General features: G+C 73.3%; 22 protein-coding genes and 3 tRNA genes. 8 read left to right on the top strand and 17 right to left on the bottom strand.

Annotated features, from left to right (window positions below):
- Window positions 1-110: 110 nt before the first annotated feature.
- The 5 genes from UO65_RS10605 to UO65_RS10585 all read right to left on the bottom strand — a co-directional run bounded on the left by UO65_RS10605 (window position 111) and on the right by UO65_RS10585 (window position 1,774).
- Window positions 111-184 (bottom strand) — tRNA-Phe (locus UO65_RS10605).
- A 149-nt stretch (window positions 185-333) separates the two neighbouring features.
- Window positions 334-407: transfer RNA gene (locus tag UO65_RS10600), tRNA-Asp, on the bottom strand.
- Between the two features lie 41 nt (window positions 408-448).
- A tRNA-Glu gene (locus tag UO65_RS10595) sits at window positions 449-521 on the bottom strand.
- A gap of 104 nt (window positions 522-625) precedes the next feature.
- Window positions 626-1,366: an SCO6745 family protein gene (locus UO65_RS10590; protein ID WP_035281190.1), complete on the bottom strand. Its 741-nt coding sequence runs from the start codon at window positions 1,364-1,366 to the stop codon at window positions 626-628.
- 162 nt (window positions 1,367-1,528) lie between these two features.
- A complete protein-coding gene (locus UO65_RS10585; protein ID WP_035281188.1) occupies window positions 1,529-1,774 on the bottom strand; it encodes a hypothetical protein in 246 nt (81 codons plus the stop codon).
- Window positions 1,775-2,012: 238 nt separating this feature from the next.
- Here UO65_RS10585 and UO65_RS10580 point away from each other — a divergent pair, with 238 nt between their 5' ends.
- From UO65_RS10580 to UO65_RS10565, 4 genes are all read left to right on the top strand, one after another.
- Window positions 2,013-2,309: a metal-sensitive transcriptional regulator gene (locus tag UO65_RS10580; RefSeq protein ID WP_035281185.1), complete on the top strand. Its 297-nt coding sequence runs from the start codon at window positions 2,013-2,015 to the stop codon at window positions 2,307-2,309.
- 61 nt (window positions 2,310-2,370) lie between these two features.
- Window positions 2,371-2,580, top strand: coding sequence for a heavy-metal-associated domain-containing protein (locus tag UO65_RS10575; protein WP_035281183.1), 210 nt, complete (start codon window positions 2,371-2,373; stop codon window positions 2,578-2,580).
- A 39-nt stretch (window positions 2,581-2,619) separates the two neighbouring features.
- Entirely contained in the window at window positions 2,620-4,875 is a 2,256-nt protein-coding gene (locus tag UO65_RS10570) for a heavy metal translocating P-type ATPase (protein WP_035281181.1), read from the top strand.
- A 311-nt stretch (window positions 4,876-5,186) separates the two neighbouring features.
- A complete protein-coding gene (locus UO65_RS10565; RefSeq protein WP_052020998.1) occupies window positions 5,187-5,534 on the top strand; it encodes a hypothetical protein in 348 nt (115 codons plus the stop codon).
- A gap of 113 nt (window positions 5,535-5,647) precedes the next feature.
- Here UO65_RS10565 and UO65_RS10560 read toward each other — a convergent pair whose 3' ends face one another.
- A complete protein-coding gene (locus UO65_RS10560; protein WP_035281179.1) occupies window positions 5,648-5,851 on the bottom strand; it encodes a cold-shock protein in 204 nt (67 codons plus the stop codon).
- A 387-nt stretch (window positions 5,852-6,238) separates the two neighbouring features.
- Between UO65_RS10560 and UO65_RS10555 the strand changes: the two genes are divergently transcribed.
- Window positions 6,239-7,435, top strand: a complete 1,197-nt coding sequence (locus tag UO65_RS10555; RefSeq protein WP_035281177.1) for a L,D-transpeptidase — start codon at window positions 6,239-6,241, stop codon at window positions 7,433-7,435.
- Between the two features lie 468 nt (window positions 7,436-7,903).
- Window positions 7,904-8,758 (top strand): helix-turn-helix transcriptional regulator, encoded by an 855-nt coding sequence (locus UO65_RS10550; RefSeq protein ID WP_233427522.1) that lies wholly within the window; start codon window positions 7,904-7,906, stop codon window positions 8,756-8,758.
- Window positions 8,759-8,869: 111 nt separating this feature from the next.
- On the opposite strand, the gene UO65_RS10545 is transcribed toward UO65_RS10550, so the two are convergent.
- The 6 genes from UO65_RS10545 to UO65_RS38590 form a co-directional block, all read right to left on the bottom strand.
- Window positions 8,870-9,400, bottom strand: coding sequence for a hypothetical protein (locus UO65_RS10545; RefSeq protein ID WP_035281175.1), 531 nt, complete (start codon window positions 9,398-9,400; stop codon window positions 8,870-8,872).
- Window positions 9,397-10,176 carry a hypothetical protein gene (locus UO65_RS10540; RefSeq protein ID WP_152552048.1) on the bottom strand — a complete coding sequence of 260 codons (780 nt, stop codon included), beginning with the start codon at window positions 10,174-10,176 and terminating at the stop codon, window positions 9,397-9,399. The genes UO65_RS10545 and UO65_RS10540 overlap by 4 nt, the downstream gene beginning before the upstream one ends.
- A gap of 1,004 nt (window positions 10,177-11,180) precedes the next feature.
- A complete protein-coding gene (locus tag UO65_RS10535) occupies window positions 11,181-11,471 on the bottom strand; it encodes a hypothetical protein (protein WP_035281170.1) in 291 nt (96 codons plus the stop codon).
- Complete coding sequence (locus tag UO65_RS33200) at window positions 11,468-12,781, bottom strand: PPE domain-containing protein (RefSeq protein WP_052020993.1); 1,314 nt, start codon at window positions 12,779-12,781, stop codon at window positions 11,468-11,470. Before UO65_RS33200 ends, UO65_RS10535 begins: the two co-directional genes overlap by 4 nt.
- Entirely contained in the window at window positions 12,781-13,272 is a 492-nt protein-coding gene (locus UO65_RS10525; protein WP_110079363.1) for a hypothetical protein, read from the bottom strand. The genes UO65_RS33200 and UO65_RS10525 overlap by 1 nt, the downstream gene beginning before the upstream one ends.
- Window positions 13,273-13,507: 235 nt before the next feature.
- The gene (locus UO65_RS38590) at window positions 13,508-13,630 is read right to left on the bottom strand and encodes a hypothetical protein (protein ID WP_267880594.1); all 123 of its coding nucleotides are present in this window, start codon (window positions 13,628-13,630) and stop codon (window positions 13,508-13,510) included.
- Window positions 13,631-13,721: 91 nt separating this feature from the next.
- Between UO65_RS38590 and UO65_RS10520 the strand changes: the two genes are divergently transcribed.
- Both UO65_RS10520 and UO65_RS10515 read left to right on the top strand, forming a co-directional pair.
- On the top strand, window positions 13,722-14,306 hold the full coding sequence (locus tag UO65_RS10520) for a PaaI family thioesterase (protein ID WP_035281166.1): 585 nt from the start codon (window positions 13,722-13,724) through the stop codon (window positions 14,304-14,306).
- 9 nt (window positions 14,307-14,315) lie between these two features.
- Window positions 14,316-15,518: a metallophosphoesterase gene (locus UO65_RS10515; protein WP_035281164.1), complete on the top strand. Its 1,203-nt coding sequence runs from the start codon at window positions 14,316-14,318 to the stop codon at window positions 15,516-15,518.
- Window positions 15,519-15,617: 99 nt separating this feature from the next.
- Here the strand turns inward: UO65_RS10515 and UO65_RS10510 are convergent, their stop codons facing one another.
- The 5 genes from UO65_RS10510 to phoU all read right to left on the bottom strand — a co-directional run bounded on the left by UO65_RS10510 (window position 15,618) and on the right by phoU (window position 23,670).
- Window positions 15,618-18,320, bottom strand: coding sequence for a serine/threonine-protein kinase (locus tag UO65_RS10510; RefSeq protein ID WP_233427521.1), 2,703 nt, complete (start codon window positions 18,318-18,320; stop codon window positions 15,618-15,620).
- A gap of 635 nt (window positions 18,321-18,955) precedes the next feature.
- Window positions 18,956-20,287, bottom strand: a complete 1,332-nt coding sequence (locus UO65_RS10505; protein WP_324608963.1) for a glutamate ABC transporter substrate-binding protein — start codon at window positions 20,285-20,287, stop codon at window positions 18,956-18,958.
- Complete coding sequence (locus tag UO65_RS10500; RefSeq protein WP_035281162.1) at window positions 20,284-21,591, bottom strand: hypothetical protein; 1,308 nt, start codon at window positions 21,589-21,591, stop codon at window positions 20,284-20,286. The genes UO65_RS10505 and UO65_RS10500 overlap by 4 nt, the downstream gene beginning before the upstream one ends.
- 126 nt (window positions 21,592-21,717) lie before the next feature.
- Window positions 21,718-22,866: an MFS transporter gene (locus tag UO65_RS10495; protein ID WP_052020991.1), complete on the bottom strand. Its 1,149-nt coding sequence runs from the start codon at window positions 22,864-22,866 to the stop codon at window positions 21,718-21,720.
- Between the two features lie 141 nt (window positions 22,867-23,007).
- Window positions 23,008-23,670 (bottom strand): phosphate signaling complex protein PhoU, encoded by a 663-nt coding sequence (phoU, locus tag UO65_RS10490; protein ID WP_035281160.1) that lies wholly within the window; start codon window positions 23,668-23,670, stop codon window positions 23,008-23,010.
- Between the last annotated feature and the right edge of the window lie 12 nt (window positions 23,671-23,682).

Raw genomic sequence — 23,682 nt, 5'->3', positions numbered from 1 at the left:
TCACCCGATCCCGTGGGTCAGTGCTTGCTCGCGTAGCGTAGGACCACCACGCCCTCTCCCCCAACGCAGAACGCCCGCCCCGGAATCCCGGAACGGGCGCTCAACTCCTGTGGCCAGGGGCGGGGTCGAACCGCCGACCTACCGCTTTTCAGGCGGTCGCTCGTACCAACTGAGCTACCTGGCCGTATAAAAGTGCGAAGCACTGATCCAATACAACAGCACCACGCTGGTTCAGCAACCCCACGCACCGTGGGGGTCTGGGGGGTCGCCCCCCAGTGCAATGGCGAGCGCCCATGCTCACGCACTCCGTGAGCATGGGCGCGCCAAAGCGAGCGACCCTGACGGGACTCGAACCCGCGACCTTCGCCGTGACAGGGCGACGCGCTAACCAACTGCGCCACAGGGCCTTGCTCTACTGCTGGTGGAACCTTACCTTACCGGTGTTGCGTGCTCCCAACGGGATTCGAACCCGCGCTGCCGCCTTGAAAGGGCGGAGTCCTAGGCCGCTAGACGATGGGAGCCCAGGTGCTGCTTGCTCGGTGTCGCTGGAAGCAAGATTAGCTTAGGGCACACCGTCCAGCCACCGAAATCCGGGGTACCAAACAGGGTTTGACCTGCGCGAACCTCACTCCAGGGCGAGCAGGGCCTGGTGCAGCTCGGTGCGGTCGGCCGGGTCGAGGGCGGCGAGGAGTTCGTCGGTGCGGAGGTTGGTGGCGTCCTCGGCGGCTTCCCAGCGGACGGTGAGGTTGGGGATCGCCTTGGCGGTGGCGACGAGCCCGGTGATCGCCTCGGGGCGCCAGCCGATGAGCGGCAGCCGGTCGGGGCCCGCGCCGGGGTCGGCGACGACGGCGGCGGGCAGCGGGACGCCGCAGGCGCGGAGGGCGGCGAAGTGCAGGCCGCCGCGCAGTTCGCGGAAGAGCATCAGGGCGTGGCCGAGGCGTTCGGGGCCGTCGGTGGGGCGCGGGGCGGCGCGCAGGCCCGCGAAGAGGGGCAGGCCGCTGGCGTCGGCGGCGTCGACGACCGCCAGCAGCAGGTCGGCGGTGCGGTCGGGGGTGGTGGCGTGGGCCAGGTGGGTGCGCGACCACTGCCAGAGGGCTTCGCAGTAGGCGGCGAGGGCGGCCTCGGGCAGCAGGGTGGCGCGGGAGAGCAGCAGCTCGACCATCCTGGGCGGGAAGATGCCGAAGGTCTCGGCGGCGACCAGTGGGGTGGGGGCGCCGAGGGCGGCGGCGCGGCCGCTGAAGTAGAGGGTGTTCGCGGGTTGCCCCGCGGCGGCCTCCTGCTCGGCGAGTTCGGCTGAGGTCATGAAGGCGCCGCCGAGGCGCTGGACGACGGCGCGGGTCTCGGCGGCGACGGAGACGGCGGTCACGCGGGCAACGGTGTCACGGAATGGCCGGAATCCGCAATGGTCCACGAGGGCCGAGTCGAGGGTGTCCGCTATTCACCGGCACGCATTCGGTATAGCGCGCCGAAATGGGTTGCTCATACCGGGAACGGCGTCGGCGGACGCCGTTCCCGGGGGTGCGGGCGGTCAGCGGCGGACCGGCGGGACCCCGTCCTCGCCGTCGACCAGGCCGAGCATTTCCAGCAGCTCACGGCAGTCCCCGGCGTCCACGGCGCTGCGCGCCACGGCCAGCCTGGCCCGGCGGACCTGCTCGTCGGAGACCCGGGCGGACTCCCCGGAGCGCGGTGCGGGGACGCCGCCGGGGTACTGCCCGGCCGAGCCCATGCTGTCCTGTTGGAGAAGGAAGCTCCGGACTTCGAGTGACCCGCTCATTGTTGCCTCCCCGGCTTTTTGTCTGGCGTGAGGCTATGAGAGAAGTCGGCGTTGTCGCAGCCCCCCGGCGAGTGAACCGGTCCACACCTTGGGTTGCCTAAAGTGATCGGTTTTCCCGACGCTTTGTGACAACGACCGGCATTCTCCGACCGCCCCCTTCACCCGTTCGGCCCCATGTGCGCCGCCTCGCACACCGTCCGCTTGCGGAACCCCTACCCCCCATGGGTATCTTGGAGGCATGGAGCACGAGCACGCCCCCGGCTACAGCGCCAAGAAGGACGCCCACCTGCGCAGGCTGCGCCGGGTGGAGGGGCAGGTCCGCGGCCTGCAGCGGATGGTCGACGAGGACAGCTACTGCATCGACGTCCTCACCCAGGTCTCCGCCGCCACCAAGGCGCTGCAGGCGTTCGCCCTCGAACTGCTGGAGGAGCACATGGCGAGCTGCGTCGTGGACGCCGCCAGGGAGAGCGACGCCGCCGCCGCGGCGAAGGTGCGCGAGGCCGCCGACGCGATCGCCCGGCTCGTCCGCTCCTGACCCGGCAAGCAGCACAGAGGCAAGTCCCACAGAGGCAAGCCCCCAGAGGAAGGCACCACCCGTGTCCCAGCAGACCGTCTACACCGTCACCGGCATGACCTGCGGCCACTGCGCCAGCTCGGTCACCGAGGAGCTGTCCGAGCTGCCCGGTGTCACCGACGTCGCGGTCGACCTGCCCACCGGGGCGGTCACCGTCACCAGCGCCACCGAGCTGGACCGGTCCTCGGTCGCCGCCGCGGTGACCGAGGCCGGGTACCAGCTCGCGGGCTGAGCCCCGCCCCACCAGCCCGCACCGACCCGAGGGAATCCCATGACCACCACCGAGCACGCCATCGACACCGTCGAGCTGGACATCGGCGGGATGACCTGCGCCTCCTGCGCCAACCGGGTCGAGCGCAAGCTGAACAAGCTCGACGGCGTGCGCGCCTCGGTCAACTTCGCCACCGAGCGCGCCACCGTCACCGCCCCCACCGGGTTCGCGCTGGACCGCCTGGTCGGCACGGTCGAGGCCGCGGGCTACACCGCCGCCCCGGTCGCCGAGGAGCGGCCGGACCCGGCGGAGGCGGACTCCGCCCACGACGACGAGGCCGGGGAGCTGCGCGAGCGGTTCCTGCTCGCCGCGGTGCTCGGGGTGCCGGTCGTGGTGGTCTCGATGGTGCCCGCGTGGCAGTTCCCGACCTGGCAGTGGGCGGCGCTCGCGCTGTCGGCCGTGGTGGTCGCGGTCTGCGCGTGGCCGTTCCACCGGGCCGCGGCGGTGAACCTGCGCCACGGCGCGGCCACCATGGACACGCTGGTGTCGATGGGCGTCGCGGTGGCGTTCCTGTGGTCGGTGTACGCCCTGCTGTTCGGCGGCGCGGGCGTGGCGGGCATGCGGCACGAGTTCAGCCTGCTGCCGCGCGGGGACCACGGCGCCGCCGACATCTACTTCGAAGTGGCTGTCGGCGTCACCGCGTTCCTGCTGCTGGGGCGCTGGCTGGAGGCCCGGTCGAAGCGGCGGGCCGGGGCCGCGCTGCGGGCGCTGCTGGCGATGGGCGCCAAGGACGTCGCCGTGCTGCGCGACGGGGTGGAGACCCGGGTCCCGGTGGCGCGGCTGCGGGTCGACGACCTGTTCGTGGTGCGGCCGGGGGAGAAGGTCGCCACCGACGGCGCGGTCGTCGAGGGAGCCTCCGCGGTCGACCGGTCGCTGGTCACCGGCGAGTCGGTGCCCGAGGAGGTCGGGCCGGGCTCGGCGGTCGTCGGCGGCACGCTCAACACCAGCGGGCGCCTGGTCGTGCGGGCGGCCAGGGTCGGCGCGGACACCCAGCTCGCCCAGATGGCCCGGCTGGTGGAGCAGGCGCAGACCGGCAAGGCGCGGGTGCAGCGGCTCGCCGACCGGGTCTCGGCGGTGTTCGTCCCGGTCGTGCTGGGCATCGCGCTGCTGACCCTGCTGGGCTGGCTGCTCACCGGGGCGGAGGCGGACGCGGCGGTGACCGCGGCGGTGGCGGTGCTGGTGATCGCCTGCCCGTGCGCGCTGGGCCTGGCCACGCCGACCGCGCTGCTGGTCGGCACCGGCCGGGGCGCGCAGCTCGGCATCCTGGTCAAGGGCCCGGAGGTGCTGGAGTCGACCCGCCGGGTGACGACCGTCGTGCTGGACAAGACGGGCACGGTCACCACCGGGCGGATGTCGGTGGTCGAGGTCGTCGCCGCCCACGGGGTCGACCCGGCCCGGCTGCTGCGGCTGGCGGGCGCGGTCGAGGCGGGCTCGGAGCACCCGATCGCCCGCGCGGTGGCCGCGCACGCCGCCGAGGCCGGTCCGCTGCCACCGGTCGAGGGCTTCCGCAACACCGAGGGCCTGGGCGTCACCGGCCTGGTCGACGGCGAGGACGTGGTGGTTGGCAGGCCCCGGTTGCTGGCCGGGCACGGCGTCGCCGGGATCGAGGCGCTGGCCGGGGCCAAGGCCGACGCCGAGGAGCGCGGGCACACCGTGGTCGCCGCGGCGGCGGGCGGGCGCATCCTGGGCCTGATCGCGGTGGCCGACACGGTCAAGGAGTCCAGCGCGGACGCCGTCCGCGCCCTGCGCGAACTCGGCCTGCGCCCGGTGCTGCTGACCGGCGACAACGAGCGGGTGGCGCGGGCTGTCGCGGCCCGGGTGGGCATCACCGCCGAGGCCGACGTGATCGCCGAGGTGCTGCCCGCGGAGAAGGTGGCCGCGGTGCGCGGGTTGCAGGAGGCGGGCGAGGTCGTGGCCATGGTGGGCGACGGGGTCAACGACGCGCCCGCGCTGGCCGCCGCCGACCTGGGCCTGTCCATGGGCACCGGGGCGGACGCGGCGATCGAGGCGGGCGACCTGACCCTGGTCCGCGGCGACCTGCGGCTGGCCGCGGACGCGATCCGGCTGTCGCGGCGCACGCTGCGCACCATCCGGGGCAACCTGTTCTGGGCGTTCGCCTACAACGTGGCGGGCATCCCGCTGGCGGCCCTGGGCCTGCTCAACCCGATGATCGCGGGCGCGGCGATGGCGCTGTCCAGCGTGTTCGTGGTGTCCAACAGCCTGCGGCTGCGCGGCTTCCGGGCCGCCGCGGGCTGACCGTGCCCGGCGGGTGAACACCTCACCCGTCAAGGCGAAATCCGGGTGAACATTCGCTGAGGAAAATACACGTCCGGACCTCGCCGGAAACGCGTGCGCGTGCAACAATCGACGTGCTGACACCCCCCGGTCAGCACCTGTGGAGATCCCCTCCGGCCCCCGCGCTCCTCCCCCTGGCGCGGGGGCCTCTCCCTGTTCGGGAAGGCATCCGCGCAGGTCAGCGCGGTGGCGCGGGCAAACCGTCCGCACCGCCACACGTGGTCCAGGTCACAGGTGCGGAACCGCCGCAACCCGTTCGTTATCCTGTGCCCGTGCCTTTTCCCTCTTTCGGACGCAGCCGCCCTGACCCCAAGGCAGACGGCACCAGTTCGGGACGCCAGCGCGGCCCGCTGCGGGAGCAGGAGCAGCAGGACCTCCCCGACAACGACCTCGAGAACTACCTCGCCGCGCTGTCCCCGGACAGCGACGTGGAGACCACGGGGTCGGGCCGCCGCTTCGGCAGCGCCGAGGTGCACCAGCTCCGCCTGCCGCTGGTCGCCAACGAGCAACTGCGCGAGATCGCCGCGTACCGCAACACCTCGCCGATGGCACTGGCCCAGGAGTGGGTCATGCAGCGGCTGGAGTGGGAAGCGCAGCAGCTCAAGCAGTCGCAGTCCTGAACCCGGTCCGCCACCCCCGACACCCACACCGAGGAGCCCCGGTCCGCAGGCGGACCGGGGCTCCTCGTCGTCAGGTCGGTGCCGCTCCCGCGCGGCCGACTAACAGCAGATGACTACAGCGGGATGACGTTCGTGGCCTGCGGCCCCTTGGTGCCCTGGCCGACCTCGAACTCGACGCGCTGGTTCTCCTCCAGCGTGCGGAATCCCTTGGACTGGATCTCGGAGTAGTGCACGAAGACATCGGCACCGCCGTCGTCCTGCGCGATGAAGCCGAAGCCCTTTTCCGAGTTGAACCACTTGACAGTGCCCTGTGCCATAAACCTGCCTCCAACGCAGGAGCATTGGGGCTGCACCATGCAGCCCCGGGCCGCCCCCGGGCGATACTCCCGCCCACTACAGCGGGAAAGCAGCGCGCCCGCGTTCTCGTTCCGCGAGCGTGTAAGCACGAACACAGAAACTACGGCCTGCACGGCAAATCGTATCGAGCGAAACCCCGGCGCACTACTGCCTGACGGGCGCTCGGCTGGGCCATGCGGGTGATGTGGGTGAGCACGCTCCGCAATGGTCGCATCGCACTTCGAACGCGAGGCGAACTGCGCCGAAATTCCATTGAATGTGTTGCGTGTCACAGTGTTCCCGGTCAACTTCCGAGAGGTCCGCCACGTCGTTACGGGTGCACAGGCAATGGGGGAAGGGAAACGCACATGGACAAGCGGAGGCGCTGGTTCCCGGCGACGCTGCTGGGCGCGGGCCTGGTCGCCGCGCTGGCCCTGGGGGGCTGCACGAGCGGGGGCGCGGCATCGACCGCGGGCGGCGGCGGGGAACAACCCGCCGCGGAGCAGAGCGTGGCCAAGGCGGCCGCGGTGACCACCTCCCCGGCGGCGGGCGCGGTGGACGTCGGCCCCGGCGGGCCGGTCACGGTGACGGTGGTCGACGGCGCGCTGGAGACGGTGTCGCTGACCAACCCGGAGGGCAAGCAGGTCAAGGGCACCCTCTCGGCCGACCGCACGTCATGGGCGGTCGCCGAGGACCTCGGCTACGGCAAGACCTACACCTGGTCGGGCTCGGCCACCGGCGACGACGGCAGGGCGGTCGCCCTGGCGGGCGCGTTCACCACGGCCAAGCCGAAGCGCCAGGTCGGCGCCAGCCTCAACACCGGCGACGGCCAGACCTACGGCGTCGCCATGCCGATCGCGGTCACCTTCGACGCGGCGGTCAAGGACAAGGTCGCGGCCGAGCAGGCGCTCGCGGTGGAGACCTCGGTCCCCACCGAGGGGGCGTGGGCGTGGCTCGACGACCGCCGGGTGCACTGGCGGCCCAAGGAGTACTGGAAGCCCGGCACCCAGGTGAAGGTCACGGTCGACATCTACGGCCGCGACCTCGGCGCGGGCAGCTACGGCCGAGCCGACGTCACCTCCTCCTTCGCCATCGGCCGCTCCCAGGTCGTCAAGGCCGACACCCAGACCCACCGCGTGCTCGTCTTCCGCGACGGGGTGCAGACGGCCGACTTCCCGGCGTCGATGGGCCTGGAGTCCGACCCGGGCCGGGTCACCAAGAGCGGCACGCACGTGGTGATGAGCAAGCACTCCACCTACGCGATGACCAACCCCAAGTACGACTACGAGAACGTCGTGGTCCCCTGGGCGGTGCGCATCTCCAACAACGGCGAGTTCATCCACGGCTACGCCCCCTCCATCCCGCAGCAGGGCAAGGCCAACGTCTCCCACGGCTGCATCAACCTCGCCCCCGCCAACGCCAAGCTGTACTTCGACTCGGTCCTGGTCGGCGACCCGGTGGAGATCACCGGCAGCAACCAGCAACTGAGCGCGGTCGACGGCGACATCTACGACTGGGCCATCACCTGGGACAAGTGGTCCACGATGTCCGCCAGCAGCAACTGATCGATCCGGGGGAGGGGTGGGCGGCCGGGTGGCCGCCCACCCCTCCCCCGTCTCGCCCCACCTCGCCCCAGGTCCCTCGCCTCGACGCCTGTCTCGACCGACCACCACGCCCCCGGTTCCCTCCCCCGGCACCTATCTGGAACGACCACCGCATCCCCGGTGCTCGGCCTCGACGCCTGCCTGGCCCGACCACCGCGCCCCAGATTCCCGGTGCCCCGCCTCGACCACCACCGCACCGCCGGGCCCCTTGCCTCGGCACCCGTCGTGACCGATCCCCACGCCCCGGGCGCCTCGCCTCGACGCCCGCCCCGTCCGTCCCCGCACCCCGGGCGCCCTGCCTCAGCACCCGTGCCCACCCACCACCGCGTCCCCGCGTTCCGTGCCCGTCTCAGCCCACCACCGCACCGCCGGGCCCCTGCCTCGGCTGATCACTACGCCCCCGGGTCGCGCGGTGGCTACTGTGGCCCGGTGAGCCGCTTCGCCGCGCTGTCCCCGGTGCTGGGCCATTCCCCCGCCGCGGCCCCGGCGGAGCCCGAGGAGGTCGCCGCCGGGTACCTGGTCGTGCGCTCCTCCGGGGCCACCGCCGCCCGCCAGGCCCTCGACGCCGCCCGCGGCGGCAAGACCAGGGCCGACCCGGACCGGGTGCAACTGCTCATGCGCGCCACCCTCCCGCGCCACCTGCCCCCCGCGGGCACCACCATCGGCTTCGGCGACTGCGAACTGCGGGTCCACCCCGGCGACCGCCAGGGCATGGTCCTGCTGACGGTCGCCACCCACAAGCTCTCGGTCGACTTCGGTGAGCTGCGCCCCTTGCTGTTCCGCCAGGTGCCGGTGGAGCGGGGCCTGCAATCCCTGTTCGCCACCTCGGTCGCCCACCTGCTCGCCGTCGCCGAAACCCTCGACCCGCACGGCGCCAAGGCCTACCTCCTCGGCCTGGCCGAACTGGTCCTGCGCACCGCCCTGCGCACCGAACTCGACCGCGCCGACGCCCTCGCCACCCGCCGCCGAGCGGCCACCGAGTACATCCGCGAACACCTGTCCGACCCCACCCTCACCGCCGAACGCATCGCCGAAGCCCTTTTCATCTCCCGCCGCCGCCTCTACCAACTCTTCGACGACGGCGACGGCGTCTCCGGCCGCATCAGGACCCTCAGGGTGGAACGCGCGAAAGAACTCCTCGCCGACCCAGCCCTCGGCGTCCGGGGAATCGGCGAGATCTCCCGCCAGTGCGGCTTCGCCAACGCCGCCCACTTCTCCAGAACCTTCCGCAAAGCAGTGGGCCAAACCCCCCGCGACTACCGCGACGAAGTGCTGGGCACCTAGGTCCTACAAGCCACCCCAAGAACCACCCACCCGGGCACCCGCCAACACCAAAACCGGGCTCTCAAAACGCGGCAGGCAGATCTTGAGGCCAACCCCGGCGATGCGCAGGGCTTACGCGAAAGACACCGACGACACCAACCGCCCCAACGTCGTGGCCAACTCCAGCCACCCGCGACCAGTCGTGGAGTGCAGGGTGAACACCGCCATCCGCCGCCCCTCCGGCTCGATCACGATCGCCTGCAACTGGCACCCGGGTTCCCCGGCCGGGATGCGGTCGGCGATCACCACCGGGTGCCCGCGCTCGGTCCGCGCCTCGGTCACGTCCTGGATGTCCGGCCCGGCCGCCGCCTCCAGGTACTCCCGCAGCTCCGCCGCGGCGCCCACCCCGTGCGGCACGTCGCTCACCACCACCAGCGCCACCAGCACCGCGGGGTCGGCGGCGGCGTGCTCGACCACGGCGACCAACCCGGCCCCGTTGGCGTGCGCCAGCTCGGCAGCCTCCACCGCGGACTGCCGCAACCCCGGGTCGTGGGCGGATTCCGGCCCACGGGCGCGCACCATCAGCGCGGCCAACTCCTCGGCGGTCTGCTCGGGACTGACCAGCGAAACCGGTGTGACGCCGGGAACAGCGGCCAGCTTCACCGCCGCGGTCCACGGGTCGGCGCCTCGACGAGGACGATCGTTTCCCGACTGACCTGCGCGGGGACCAACGCCCCCGCGAACGCCCCCGCCGCCCCGGTCGGCCGGACCCCGCTCCCGCCAGCGGGCGAGAACAGCCGGGCGAGGGCAGCGGTGGCCCCGGAAAGCCCGTCCAGCACGGGGACCATACCGCGAGCGCCAACGGGCCCGGCCGGGGCGGACACCCCCCGCAGGGCGTCCAACTCGGCAGCCGCGGTGGACGCGATCCGCTGGTGCTCCTCCGCAAGCGCACGGGCGGCCCGCAACACCTCGTCCAACCGCGACCGCAGGGCGGCGAGGGTGGACTCGGCGGTCGCGTGGTCCATGCCGGCCACCGCGGCAGCCGCGGGCGTAGCGGCCAAGTCCAAGTTGTTGCGCGCAGCGTGCACGTCATCCTCGGCGGCCGAGATCCGCCCCCGCACCTTCCGGGCCTCCGCATCCAAGTCAGCCGCCGCCCGCCGGTTCCCACCCACCACCCCGGCCCACCCCGACAACACCTCAGCCGCCCGCCGCAACCGCTCCACCCGATCCTCCACATCAGACGGAACACGCCCCAGCGCCCCCGCGAACGACTCCGCCGCAGCCCCCACCCACCCCCCGGTGACCTCCCGCGCCCGCCGCACCGCGGGCTCCACCCGCCCCAACGCCTCAGCCGCGGCCACGAACCCCCCGGCAGCGGCCACCGCCGCATCCGGGTCGCCCGGCACCGGGTCGAACCCCAACCCGCGATAAGCGCTCACCACGCCCCCTCCCCACCCGAAACCAAACCCGGACAAGCCACCCCAACCCGCCGCCCCACACCGACAACCCGCCCCACCACACCGGTTCGCCTGCCCCCAGGGCCGTTCCTGAAAGCCAGCCCCACGAACCGCCTGCCCGGCGAGCCAACGCCCGGGCGGGTGAATGTGCGCGGCCAGCCACCCACCCCACAAACCGCCAACCCAACTACGGAAACCCCCGGGTGGGCAGACATGCGCGGCCAGCCGACCACCCCCAAAACCGGCGGCCCGACTACGGAAACGCCCGGGTGGGCGGACCTGCGCGGCCAGCCAGCCACCCACCAAACCACCGGCCCAGCAAGCCAACTGTCCGGGTAGGTGGAGGTGCGCGGCCAGCCGACTACCCCGAAAACCGCCAGCCCGGCTACGGCCCTGCCCGGGTGGGTGGAGGTGCTTGCCCAGCCGACCACCCACCAAACCGCCGGCCCGGCGAGCCAACTGCCCGGGTGGGTGGATGTGTTTGGCCGGGGGTGGCGATCATGTGACAGCCTCTCTGGGCGGTGGGGCATCTTTTCAGCCCCACCTGACGCACTGGAGCACATGATCGCCATAGGGGCCCCGGCCAAACACATCCACCCAGCCGGGCACCACCAACAAACAACCGGGCTTTGCAGAACACACCCCAGGAGCCCGCCCCACCCTGAAACCTCGAACACCCCGCCGATCCCGAACAGCCCCGAGAAGACGCACACCCCCAGCGACACGCACCGCCCCAACAGCTCGCGCAGCCCCAGCACCCACTGCCCCGACAGATTGCGCACCCCCCGCAGCACCTGCTGCGCACACAGCGCCAGACCGCACTCCGGCTCCGCCCCCCAGCCCAAACCCGAGCCCGAGCCCGAACAAGATCATCCGGCCCTGGGGACCCCCCATTTCCACGTTACCGGGTGGGGGTGACGATTCCGGCGTGCCAGCGAGGGGGGTGTGGACAACTCCGGGTGCGGTGTGGACAGCCGGGGGCATGGTCAGTCGCGGAGGTGGCGGGTGAGGGCGGCGGTGGCGTCTACCTCGGTGTCGGTGTAGGCGTTGGTGGCCGCATGCAGGCCCGCCGCGGCTTCGGTGATGGCGGACGTGGTGGTCGTCAGGGCGCTTTGGGCTTCGGTGGTGAAGGCGGTCAGCGCTGCCGCGAGGTCCGGGGGGCCGACCGGTGTGGTCGCGGTGGCGTCGAGGCGCACCTCGGCCAGGGTGTCGGCGGTGTCGCGGAGCCTGGCCGAGGCGGCGGCGAGTTCGCCGGGGTCGGCGTGGTAGCCGGTCACGCGCCGAAGACCGACGGGTAGGCGGGGGGCAGGTCGTCGAAGAAGTCGGTGCCCTCGCCGTACTTGTCCTTGTGCTCCTCGTCCTCCGCGCCGGGGGCGCCCGCGCCGCCCGCCATGCCGGGGACCATGCCGGAGGTGCCGCCGCGGCCGCCCATCGCGGACTCTGCGGCCAAGGCGCCCGCCGCTCCGCGCGCGGCCAGGCCCGCGCCCGCACCGGCGCCCGCGCCACGGCCGCCCGCACCCGCCTCGGCGGCGCCGGGGCCACCCGCGCCGGGGCCGCCGCCGCCACCGGGTCCGAAGCCACCGGGTCCGAAGCCACCGGGACCGAAGCCGCCCGCGCCCACCGAGACACCGCCGGGGCCTCGGGTGCCGTCTGCGCCGTAACCGCCGCCCGCACCGCCGAAGCCCGTGCCTCCGTAACCGCTGCCGTGGCCGCCCGCACCGCCCGTGCCACCGGGGCCGCCTGAGGTGCCGCCGTCGAAGGACGGGGTGGTGCTGTCCCAGTCGGGGTCGCCGGGGGTCGTGGGGCCGTCGGGGTCGTGCGGCGGGGGCGGCACCGGGGACGGGGGCCTGCGGGGGGTGACCGGTGGGACGACCACCTCGGGGCGCTCGGGGAAGACCGGGGGCGCGGTGGGCTGGTTGTCCGGCTTGGGGGTGAACACCGGCAGGTCCCGCGACACCTCCTGGCTGCGGTCCGCGTAGGCCCGCATGACCCGGACCGCCTCGGCCTTGGCCGCGTTGCGCTCCTCCAGCTTGGGCGCCTGGTCGTCGGTCATCTGCTTGAGCATGACCGCGCTGGCGGGGTCGCCGCCGACCTTGACGTCGTAGCCCGCCATGAAGTTGCGCTCGGCGTAGTAGTACACCGGCTCGGGCATGGCGGCCTGGGCCCGTATGATCGTGGTCGTGTAGTCCGACAGGCCCGCGCCGATCCTGGAGGCGGTGTGCCCGGCCTCGTCGGCCCACTGGGTGAGGCGGGTGTTGGACTCGGCGGCGCGCACCGCGGCCGGACCGCGCCAGGCGCCCATCAGCCCGCCCACGACCCGGCTGACCTCGCCGGTGGTGCCGGTGATCTTCTCCGCCAGCTCGGCCCAGGACCTGGCGCGCTCGCCGAGCTGCTCCGGCTTGGCCTTCATGATCATGTTGTAGAGGGTGGGGTGGGTGTAGGCGTCCCACCGGATGTGGGTGAAGTCGTTGAACTCCTTGTTGCGCTGCTGCAAGCGCTTGCGGCGCTCGGCGCGCTCCCGTTCGCTGCGGCTCGGCGGGTGGGCCTCGGAGTAGTACTCGCCCTCGCGGTCCTTGTCGTAGCGCATCAGGCCCGCTCCCCCGACTCGACGGCGGGCAGGACCGGGATGCGCTGCTCGACCTGGCGGAACGCCTCGGCCTGCGACTCGTCGGTCTGCGTGTAGGAGGCGAGGGTTTCGTTCATCGTGCGGCGCACCTCGTCGATCTCCTCGATGTAGTCGACCAGCGCGGCGACGACCCCGCTCTGCTCGTCGGCGCGGTTGAGGAAGGTCTGGCGCATCGGGCCCGCGACCGGGCCGCTGCCGTCGTGCAGCGGGTCCGACAGGGCGATGGCGTCGCGCAGCCGGGCCACCAGGTCCTCCTGGAGCTGGGCGAGCTTGCCCTCGGCGCGGCGCAGCTCGTCCGGGCTGATCTCCAGCCCGTCCATGTCCTCGCCCTCGACCCGGTGGTCACCGCGCTCGGCCGCACGCACCCGCCCGGGCACGAGGTGGGCCTCCGGTCGGGCGCCGTGCCGCTTCGCCAGCGCCTCGGCCTCCGCCATGGTGCGAACCCGCGTCATGCTTCCTCCCACGCCGCCGCTGGAGGCCCCGCTCGAACCGCCTCCGTCAGGTAACAGACTGGCGTGGTGGCCGTCCCGGTTCCACTCCAGCCCCGTGCTTGTGCACACTTGGGCACAACGCACGCTCAGGTGGGCAATACTGCCCCGCGGGTGACGTCCGCACAATCGATCACCCCCCGTGACGGCGACCGGTCGATCCGCGGGCGGCGAGCGCAGCGGGGCGGTCACCGCGGTGTCACCTCCGGCACCGGGGCGGCGGAGCCGGTCCCGGGTCGCCGAGCACCAGCCGGGCCAGCGCGTCGGCCAGTTCCGAGCAGCGCCGCACGGCCTCGACCACGTCGGTGGTGTCCTCGTCCACCGCCCCAGCCTGCGACCGGCCGGGGGCCGGGGCCAGCGGCGCTGCTCAGCCGGTCAAGGCGGGTGCGCGGGACGTAAGTTACTCTTCGGTAATGAGTCGAACCACCACCGAGGTGTGGCCGCCGGTGCCGACCGAAGCACCCCAGCGCCACCCGGAAGCGCCCGCACCGGGCGCGGACCTGCCCCAGCACTACGCCTACTGCTTCGGCTGCGGCGACGGCGTCGAGCAGGGCCTGCACATCCGCACCTCGGCCTGCGAGGGCGTCACCATCCGCTCCCGGTTCACCGTGACCGAGGCGCACCAGGGCGCCCCCGGCCTGGCCCACGGCGGCCTGCTGGCCTGCGCGTTCGACGAGGCGCTCGGCGCCGCCGTCGGCAACCTGCTGCGCAAGCCCGCGGTCACGGCGAAGCTGGAGACCGAGTTCGTCCGACCGGTGCCGGTGGGCACCACGCTGTTCATCGACGCCCACCTCGACGGCGTCGCCGGGCGCAAGGTCTACGTGTCCGCCGAGGGGCGGCTCGACGCCGAGGACGGGACCGTCGCCGTCCGCGCGCGGGCGCTGTTCGTGCAGGTCAAGCTGAGCCACTTCCTGGAGAACGGCAGGCCGGAGGACCTGGCGAAGATCGCGGACAACCCCGAGCTGCTCACCCGCCGGTCGGTGGAGCTCAATCCGTAGGCTGGCGCCATGTTCTTCGCCCTCATCGGCCTGCTGGTCGTGCTGCTGCACTGGTACCTCTGGAAACGGCTGGTGCGCGACACCACCCGTTCCCGCCGGGGGCGGGTGGTCGGCACGGTCGTGCTGGGTGTGCTCGCGCTGCTGGTGGCGGCGACGCTGTCGCTGACCAGGGTGGTCGGGCCTGCCGAGGCGGCGTGGTTCTCCTGGCCGGGTTACATCTGGCTGGCGATGTTCATGTACCTGCTGCTGATACTGCTGGTCCTGGAGATCCCGAAACTGCTGTTGCGCGGGTGGTTGCGCGCGGCGCCCACCCCGGTCCCGGCCCGGGTCGCCGCCGAGTCCGCTGTGGAACCGGCTGCGGAGCCCACCGCGGACCCCCCGGTCGCGCCCGCGGTGGACGAGGGGCGGCGGCTGTTCCTGGCGCGGACCACGGCGGTGGTGGCCGGGGTCGCCTCGGCCGGGATCGTCGGGTCCGGGATGGTCTCGGCGCTGAGCCCGCCACTGGTCAAGCGGGTGCCGGTGCCGGTGGGCGGGGCCGCGCTGCGCGGGTACCGGATCGCGGTCGTGTCCGACATCCACCTGGGACCCATCTCCGGGCGGGCGCACACCGAGCGCATCGTGCGGATGATCAACGAGACGCAGCCGGACCTGGTCGCCGTGGTCGGCGACCTCGCCGACGGGTCGGTCGCGGAACTGGGCGAGGCGGCGGCACCGCTGCGGGACCTGGTCTCCCGCGAGGGCACGTTCTTCGTCACCGGCAACCACGAGTACTACAGCGGGTACGAGCAGTGGGTCGGGGAACTGGAACGGCTCGGGCTGAACTACCTGCACAACGAGCACACCGCGGTCGCGGGCGGACGGTTGACGCTGGCCGGGGTGACCGACGTGACCGGCAAGGGCTTCGACGACTCCCCGGACATCCCGCGCGCGCTGCTCGGCAGGCCCGAGGGGACGCCGACCGTGCTGATGGCGCACCAGCCGGTGCAGGTCGAGGACGCGGCGGCGGCCGGGGTCGACCTGCAGTTGTCCGGGCACACGCACGGCGGGCAGATGTGGCCGTTCCACTACGCGGTGCGGGCGCAGCAGCCCGCGGTTTCCGGGTTGTCCAAAGTGGACGACACTTGGCTCTACGTGACCAACGGGGCCGGTTTCTGGGGGCCGCCGGTGCGGGTCGGGGCGCCGCCGGACATCTCGATCATCGAGTTGGGGTGAGCTGATCCGGCGGGCGCGCCTCGGAAACCCGGGACCTGTTGGTGGTGCTCGTGGCGGGACTGCGGTTGGCGGGGTGGTCGGCCGTTGTGCCGGTGAGGTTCAGGTGATCGTCCGGGGGCGGATGGAGTTGGCCTGGTCGACCAGGGCATGGCGTTGTTCCGGGGTGCCTGCCAGGCGGGCCAGGGTGCGGTAGCAGTGTTCGAGGCCGAAGCGCAGTTCGCGTTCGGACAGTGCGCAGCCGAGGACGGTGCGGTGGTGGTTCGCCGGGTCGGCACCCGGTTTGCCCGCCCCGACCCAGCCGTGGGCGGCTTCGAGGACGTCCGCGGCGAGGCGGGTGCGGCGTTCCGCGTCCAGGGTCAGGCGCTCCAGCCGCTTGGCGGCGTCGTGGAGTTCGGGTTCGGTCACGTGCGCCTGGCCGTCCGGTTCACCTGCCCGGGCCTTGATCTTGATGGCGGCGATCTGGGCGCTGAGGTGGTGGCTGGAGGTGTCCGGGACCTGGTCCAGCACCTCGATGGCGCTGCCGCGGGCGCCCTGGGCGAGGTAGACCCTGGCCAGGCCGAAGGCGGCGCTGACCACCGAGTGGTCGGTGCGCCACACCAACTCGTAGAACCGGGCGGCGGCGAAGTGGTCACCGGACTGCTCGTGGCTCGCGGCCAGGGCCAGCTTCGGCGCCAACTCCCCCGGCACCGCGTCGTACACCCGGTCGAAGGCGTCGCGGGCGGCCGCGGGGTTGCCCGAGACGAGGGCCACCAAGCCGTCGAACCAGTCCGGGCGCCACTCGGCCGGGTCGGTGGCGAGCCTGCGCGCGGCCACCAGTTCCGAGTGGGCCGCCCGCAGGTCACCCTGCTCCATCCGGGCCTTGACCAGCCGCAACCGCACCTCGATGGAGTCGCGCGGTGCGCTGTTGAGGGCGGCGACCAGTTCGGCGGGCTCGGTGGCGGTGATGCTCGCCAGCACGGTCGCGGCGTGGTCGTCGGTGTCGACCAGCGGCAGCGGCAGGACGCTGGCCACCTCGGCGGGCGCCGGGGCGGGCAGCACGTCCGCGCCCTCCCCGGCCACCGAGGCGCCGAAGGAGCGGGTGTCCACGCTGAACACGGTGGACAGACCGGGCCTCGGCCTGCCGGTGCCCAGCGCCATCACCTCGCGCAGCACCCCGGTCAACTGGTCGGCCATCTCCCCGGCGGAGGTGAAGCGGCGCAACGGGTCGGCGTGCGTGGCGCGCTTGAGGACCCGGTGGTAGCTGCCGAAGAGGGCGAAGAGCGGTTCGGCGTCCGGACCGGGCAGGGTGTGCCGGTAGCGGGTGGTGTACCCGGCGAACTCGATGCTGAGCACCGCCAACGTCCGCCCGACCGTGTAGATGTCGGAGGCGACGGTGGCGCCCTCGGTGGCCAGTTCGGGGGCGGCGTACCCGGCGGTGAAGAACAGCGGGCTCTCGTAGTCGTCGGTCTTGCGGACCGCGCCCAGGTCGATCAGCTTGAGCTGCTCGCCGGTCTGGATCACGTTGTCCGGCTTGAGGTCGCAGTAGAGCATGTCGATGCTGTGCAGGTACCCGATCGCGGGGAGGATCTCCAACCCGTAGGCGATCACCTGCCCGATCGGCAGCGGCTCCGCCCGCCCGGTCTCCCGGTGGTGCTCCAGCGCCAACTGCCGCAGCGACTGCCCACCCACGTACTCCATGACGATGTACCCCACCAGCGACCCGGTGTTCGGGTCCGGGTGCTGCACGAAGTTGTAGATCTTCACCACGTTCGGGTGCTCGACCTCGGCCAGGAACCGCCGCTCCGCGACCACCGAGGCCATCGAGGTGGCGTCACCGGTGTCGATGAGGCCCTTGAGCACGACCCAGCGGGCGCTGACGTTGTGGTCCTTGGCCAGGTAGATCCACCCGAGACCGCCGTAGGCGATGCTGCCCAGCACCTCGTACTGGCCACCGACCAGGTCACCGCGGAACAGGCGGGGGCGGAAGTTGTACGCCTGCCCGCAGGTCCCGCACACCCCCTCCGGCGGCCCACCCCGACCGACCTCGGCACCGCAACTGTTGCAGAACCGCTTGTTCTCGGCGACCACCGGGTCGTCCAGGACAGCGCTGGCCGGGTCCTTCACCGGGACGACGGGGACCTCGACCAACCCCGCCCCGAGCCTGCCCCGGCCCGCGGCGCGGGAAGCCGTGCGCCTGCCGGTGCCGGGGAACGAACCGGAACCGGTCGAGGGCTGGGAACCGGACGGGTCGGGGGTCGGGGTGGGCTCGGGCTCCTCGACGGGGGGCGGGGGTTCGATGCTCTGGGTGAGGGTGGGGATCTCCAGGACGCTGGTGGGCTGGTCGTGGCCCCGGAAGTCGTCGTGGAAGGTGGGGCCGGGTGGGGCCGGCTGCGCGGGGCGGAACCGGTCGGGGTGGGGTGCGTTCGGCTGGGCGGACCAGGGCTGGGCCGGGTTGGACTGGCTCGGCTGGGCGGGGTGCGGCCTGCCTGCCTGCCCGGGCCGGGGCTGGCCTGACTGGGCGGCACCGGATTGGCCCGGCTGAGCGGGGTGGAACTGGCCCGGCTGGGCGGGGTGGGCGGAGTGGGGCTGGCCCGGCTGCTTCGGCCGAGGCCTGCCGGGGTGCTCCGGCCGAGGCGGGGGAGGCTCGATCGGGTTTCGCCTGCCGTGGCGACCGCGCTCGGAGGGGCGCGGCTGCGGATCGGTGGACTCGGCCGGGTTGGGTGGGCCGGGGCGGTTCGGGGCCGGGGCGGGGTGGTGGCCACCCGGACCGGGGGCAGGCGAGTTCGGAGCGGAGGGCGGTGAGAGCGGGCGGGACTGAGGCATACCCTGCTCAGTCGGATTCACCGGCCGAGGCTGGGACCCGGTTTGCTCCGCCGAATTCACCGGCCGAGACCGGGAACCGCTCTGCTCCGCCGGATTCACCGGCCGAGACTGAGAACCGGTCCGCTCCGCCGAGTTCGCCGGGCGGGAGTGGGACCCGGTCTGCTCAACCGGATTCGCCGGGCGAGGCTGGAACCCGGTCTGCTCAGCCGGGTTTGCCGGGCGGGGGTGGGGGTGCGGCTGGAATGGCGGCACTGGGCGGTGGGGGCCTGCGCCCTGGTCCGGGTGTGGGTGCCCGCTCGGGGGCTGCCTGTGCTGGGGGCTGGTGGATTCCGCCGGGTTCTGCTGCGGTGGGCGGTTGCCGGGGTACGGCGGGCGCTGGTCCTGCGGTGGGGGACCGGTGGGCTCGTCCGAGGTTGGCTGTTGCGGTCGGGGCTGTCCGGGGTGGTGCGGTGGCTGTCCACCGCTCAGCTCCGGGCCCGGGAAGGACGGCCGGGACTGCTGTCCCGGGCGCGGGTGGGCGCCGGGGGTGGGTCGGTGCTGCCCCGGGGGCTGGGCGCTCGCGGGGTCGGGGGGCGGCTGGTCCCAGGGGGGTGGGGGGAGGTGGCCGCTGTGGGGGTCCGGGTTGTGGGTCATGGTCAGTCCCGGTACCGGGCGACCGGGGGGTTGGCGGGTTGGCCGGAGCCGTCGAGCCAGCGGTTGTGGCTGGCGGTCCAGGAACCGGTGCGGATGGAGTCCTCCAGCACGGCGTTGACGAAGCGCACCATGTCCTCGCTCTGCTTGGGGATGCCGATGCCGTACGGCTCCTCGGTGAACCGCGGGCCGACCATCTTCACGTTCGGGTCCTGGGCGGCCATCCCCACCAGGATCGTGTCGTCGGTGGAGATCGCGGTGACCTGGCCCTGTTGCAGCAGCACCAGGCAGTCCGACCAGTTGTCGACGGCGAGGAGGTCCGGTGGGGCGGGGGAGTCGCGCAGCTTGGTGATGGACGTGGAGCCCTTGGCCGCGCAGACCCGCTTGCCGCCGAGTTGGTCGACGGCGGTGATGGGGGAGGACTTCTCGACCAGGACGCGCTGGCCCGCGGTGTAGTAGATGGCGGAGAAGTTGATGTCGGCCCAGCGGGCGCAGGTGGCCGTCATGGTGCGGACGACGATGTCGACGTCGCCGCGCTTGAGGGCGTCGACGCGCTCGGCGGAGGTGATGACCTTGAACTGGACGCGGTCGGGGTCGCCGAAGATGGCGGCGGCGATCTCGCGGACCCGGTCGATGTCGAAGCCGGTGAGGGCGTTGGTGGTGGGGTCCCGGAAGCCGAAGAGGAAGGTGTTCTGGTCGACGCCCGCGATGAGCCTGCCGCGGTCCTGGATGGCGCGCATGGTGGTGCCCGCGGGCATGAGGCCGGGCGTGGGCTTCCCGGCGGGCCGCAGGCTCGCCGTCGGGTCGCACGGGGGCACGGCGGCGGTCGCGCCGGTGCTGGTCGGCGGGTTGACCTCCACCCCCACCGGCTGCGGGCGCTCCACCGACCGCACGTCGACCCGGTCCACCGGGACCGCGCCGCCCCCGCACGCGGTCACCGCCAACGCCACCGCGACCGCCAGCACCGCCACCCGCCGCATCCGCGCCCCGCTCCCCCCGACCGCCCGCACCCCGACCGCCCCACCCGACCCGCGCACCCCGACCACTCCGCCGATACCCGGCGCTCCACCGACCTCCACCGCACCACCAACCCTCACCGCGCCACCCGTGACCACCGCGCTGTCGGTCCCCACCACACCGCCGACCCCCACCGTGCCGCCGACCTCCATCTCGCCACCGATCCGCACCGGGCCGCCGGTTTCCGCCGCACCACCCGTGCCCGCCGCGTCGTTGACCCCCACCACGCGCGCCGAGCGGGCACCACCGCCCGCTGGGGTGCTCGCGGGCGGGTCCGCCGGGGGCGGGTGGGCGGGGCCGGGTCGCGGGGTCGGGGTCATCGGTACTCGCGGAGGCGTTCGCGGATGCCCGCGGAGATGCCCGCGGCGGCGACCGTGGTCAGCAGGGCCACGCCCGCGGTGAGGCCGGTGGTGACCTGGGCGGCCCCGGTGGTCTGGGTGGCGAACTCGGCGCGGGCGGCGTCGATGGCCGTGCGCAGGTTGTCGTCGAGGGCGGCGAAGGTGGTGGCGGCGCTGTCGGGGGCTTGGCCGACCGCGACCGTGACCGCTTCCTCGTACTGGCCGTTGCCGTCGAGTTCGCGGATTCTGCGGTGGGCGCCCTGCCAGGCCGAGGCGTTGTCCACGGCCTGGCGGACGGCGTCGGTGGGGGCGAGGTCCTGGGCTTGGCGCAGGAGGTTGTCGCGGCCGTCGCCGGTGAGGGTGGCGGCGAGCTGCTGCCACTCGGCCTCGTAGCCGGGGCCGTCGCCGCGGGCGACGAGGGTGAGGGTTTCGTCGGCCCGGCACTTGAGGGCGTTGATGCGGGCGTGCACGAGGACGTCGGCCTGGGCGGAGCCGTTGCGCTGGGCGTCGTCGACCCGGTCGGCGGCCAGCAGCAGGGCGACCGACGCCCAGGCGACCGCCACGACCACCGCCGCGGTGGCCACGACCAGGCCGACGTTGAGCAGCCGGTTGGTCCTGCGGGTCAGGTGGACCTGGGCCGCGAGCAGGGCGACCAGCAGGGCCGCGGTGAGCGCGACCGGCCCCCACGGCAGCGCGCGGGCCTCGTCCTGGGCGGCTCGCAGGCGCTGGTGGTCGATGCCGTAGAGCTGTTCGGCGGCGGGGAGGATCTTCGAGCGCATCAGCCCGGACGCCTCGCGCAGGTACGCGGCGCCCGCGGGGAAGCCCTGGCGGTTGTTGGCGCGGGCGGTCTCGACGAGTCCGGTGTAGACCGGTAGCTGCCGGGACAGGGTGCTGACGTACCCGGCGGCCACCGGGTCGTCGCCCAGGTCGGAGGAGGCGGCGCCGACCGCCTCGCCCGCCGTGGCGATGTCGAGTTCGTAGCGGGCGCGCAGCTCGGGGGGTTCGACACCGCCGGAGAGGAAGGCGCTGGCCGCGGTGGCGTCGGCGTCGGAGAGGGACCGGAAGATCTGCTGGGCGACCGCGGCGAGGGGTTCGCGCTGGGTGAGGAGTTCGTCGAGGGTGTCCTGCTTGGCCTGGGTGGCGACGGCGGAGACGATGCCGGTGGCGATGGTCAGCAGCAGCAGCCCGGCCCAGATCACCGACAGCCTGCCGGGGGTGGTGGTGGCCGACCTGGCGACCCGGCGCAGGGGCGACGGCGCGGTGGTCTCCGGTGGTGCGGTGGTCACCAACCGGACTCCCCGTGGCTCGACACCCATGGCGACACAGTCAACCGCACGGGACCGGCCGCGGCGTCCGCATCCCCCCGGCGGTTACCTGGCTGTGACACCGGCTCTGAGCACACGCGTTCGAACCTAGTGGAGTGTTTTGCCCCGATCCACCGCGCGCAACGAGTGGGCGAGCCCCGCCGCGCCCAGGGCGAGCAGTGCGAACAGCCCGAAGGCCAGTCCGGGGGTGCCGAGCAGGGCGCCTGCGGCCAGTGACACGACCACGCCGCCCGCGTTGCCGGTCAGCCAGAGCAGGGCGGTGACCGTCCCGGCGGAGTCGCCCGCGGTGCGCTCGACGTGGGCCAGGGCGACCGGCAGGGCGGCCAGCAGCAGGAACCCGATCGGCAGCGCGGCGGCGAACCCGGTGGCCACCCCCGGCGCGAGCGCCGGCAGCAGGCACGCCAGCGCGGTGACCACCCCGGTGACCAGCAGCGCGGTGGGTTCCGCGGTCTTGCGCGCCGCCAGCGGTGGGATGACCGCGCAGCCGACGATCCCGGCGACGAGCATGGTCAGCATCAGCAGCCCGGACGCGTCCGCGGCGACCCCGCTGGGCTTGAGCAGCGGCTCCAGCCAGGTCGCCAGCGCCACGAAGACGCCCATGCCCGCGAACACCACGGTGGCCAGCAGCCCCACCCCCGGTTGCCGGGCGACGGCGGTCAGTGGCGGCGGTCGCCGCACCGCCACCCCGAACGGCGGTCGCCCGCGCAGGGCGAACAGCGCGGCGACGACGGTGACCAGGGTCAGCCCGGCACCCACGGCGACGACCAGCGGCACGTCGTCGGGGATGGCGGTGCCCACGCCGATGGCGAGGATCATGCCGACGTAGGTGGCGCCCGCGCCGACGGCGATGCCCAGCGGCCGGTGCCGCGGTTCGAGGTAGGCCGCGGCGACGCGGGTGATGGCGTTGGCGGCCAGCGGCTGGGCCAGGGCGGCGAGGCCCTGCCCGAGCAGCGCCGCCCAGTAGGCGTCGACCGCGACCCTGGTCAGCGCGCCGAGGCCGAGCAGGACCGCCGCGAGCGCGAGGGCGGGCCGCAGCCGGGTGTCCAGCAGCCGCCCGGCTGGCACGCTGAGCAGCACGAACAGCAGCGGGAACAGGTTCGCCAGCCAGCCGACGGCGGCATCGGAGACGCCGAAGTGGGTCGCGGTGGCGGTGGTGATCGCGGCGTAGGCCAGCCAGCAGACCTGGGTGGAGACACCCAGTGCGGCGAACGCGACGACGACCGGCCAGCGGGACACGGGTCCGAGTATCGATCTCCGCGCTCCCCCGCACAACCCACCGCGGCCGGTGGTGCCGCGTGGCGGCCGGACTCGGTGCGGGAAAGGAAAACCGCCCCACCGGTGTCGGCGGGGCGGTTCGGGTTTGTCTGTTGTGGACTGTCAGAGGTCCTCGTCGCCCGAGCCGGGCATCCGACCGGTGACGACGAACACGACGCGCTTGGCCACCGACACGGCGTGGTCGGCGTAGCGCTCGTAGAAGCGGCCCAGCAGCGTGACGTCCACCGCGGACGCGACGCCGTGCGGCCACTCCTTGTCCATGATCACCGAGAACAGGTGCCGGTGCAGGTCGTCCATCTCGTCGTCGGCGTCCTCGAGGGCGCGCGCGGCGGCGACGTCCTGGGTGCGGATGACGGTCTCGGCCTTGCGGGCGAGGTCGACGGCGATGCGGCCCATCTCGGCGAAGTAGCCGTGCACCGGCTCCGGCAGGACCGGGGCCGGGTGCCTGCGCCGGGCCGCCTTGGCCACGTGCAGGGCCAGGTCGCCCATCCGCTCCAGCGACTCCGCCGCGTGGATGGCCGCGAGCACCGTCCGCAGGTCGGTGGCCACCGGCGCCTGCAGGGCGAGCAGCGCGTAGGCGTGCTCCTCGCAGGACGAGCGGGCGTCGTCGATCTTCTCGTCGCCGCTGATCACCTGCTCGGCCACGGCCAGGTCGGTGTCGAGCAGGGCCCGGGTGGCGGATTCCATGGCCTCGGCCACCATCGCGCACATGCCGGCCAGTTGATCGGCGAGTTTGCCGAGTTCGAGATGGTAAGCCTCACGCATGCCGGTCAGCCT

It is taken from the genome of Actinokineospora spheciospongiae (assembly GCF_000564855.1).
Classification (GTDB): Bacteria; Actinomycetota; Actinomycetes; order Mycobacteriales; family Pseudonocardiaceae; genus Actinokineospora; species Actinokineospora spheciospongiae.
Note: the sequence above shows the minus strand (reverse complement) of the source record. Positions and strands in the feature narration are given on the sequence as shown.

What these genes read in the sequence shown, in the direction of transcription:
- UO65_RS10585 (WP_035281188.1), bottom strand. Translation starts at nt 1,774, where the DNA reads ATGAGCGGGTCACTCGAAGTCCGGAGCTTCCTTCTCCAACAGGACAGC.
- UO65_RS10580 (WP_035281185.1), top strand. Translation starts at nt 2,013, where the DNA reads ATGGAGCACGAGCACGCCCCCGGCTACAGCGCCAAGAAGGACGCCCAC.
- UO65_RS10570 (WP_035281181.1), top strand. Translation starts at nt 2,620, where the DNA reads ATGACCACCACCGAGCACGCCATCGACACCGTCGAGCTGGACATCGGC.
- UO65_RS10560 (WP_035281179.1), bottom strand. Translation starts at nt 5,851, where the DNA reads ATGGCACAGGGCACTGTCAAGTGGTTCAACTCGGAAAAGGGCTTCGGC.
- UO65_RS10555 (WP_035281177.1), top strand. Translation starts at nt 6,239, where the DNA reads ATGGACAAGCGGAGGCGCTGGTTCCCGGCGACGCTGCTGGGCGCGGGC.
- UO65_RS33200 (WP_052020993.1), bottom strand. Translation starts at nt 12,781, where the DNA reads ATGCGCTACGACAAGGACCGCGAGGGCGAGTACTACTCCGAGGCCCAC.
- UO65_RS10525 (WP_110079363.1), bottom strand. Translation starts at nt 13,272, where the DNA reads ATGACGCGGGTTCGCACCATGGCGGAGGCCGAGGCGCTGGCGAAGCGG.
- UO65_RS10520 (WP_035281166.1), top strand. Translation starts at nt 13,722, where the DNA reads ATGAGTCGAACCACCACCGAGGTGTGGCCGCCGGTGCCGACCGAAGCA.
- UO65_RS10515 (WP_035281164.1), top strand. Translation starts at nt 14,316, where the DNA reads ATGTTCTTCGCCCTCATCGGCCTGCTGGTCGTGCTGCTGCACTGGTAC.
- UO65_RS10510 (WP_233427521.1), bottom strand. Translation starts at nt 18,320, where the DNA reads ATGCCTCAGTCCCGCCCGCTCTCACCGCCCTCCGCTCCGAACTCGCCT.
- UO65_RS10505 (WP_324608963.1), bottom strand. Translation starts at nt 20,287, where the DNA reads ATGACCCCGACCCCGCGACCCGGCCCCGCCCACCCGCCCCCGGCGGAC.
- phoU (WP_035281160.1), bottom strand. Translation starts at nt 23,670, where the DNA reads ATGCGTGAGGCTTACCATCTCGAACTCGGCAAACTCGCCGATCAACTG.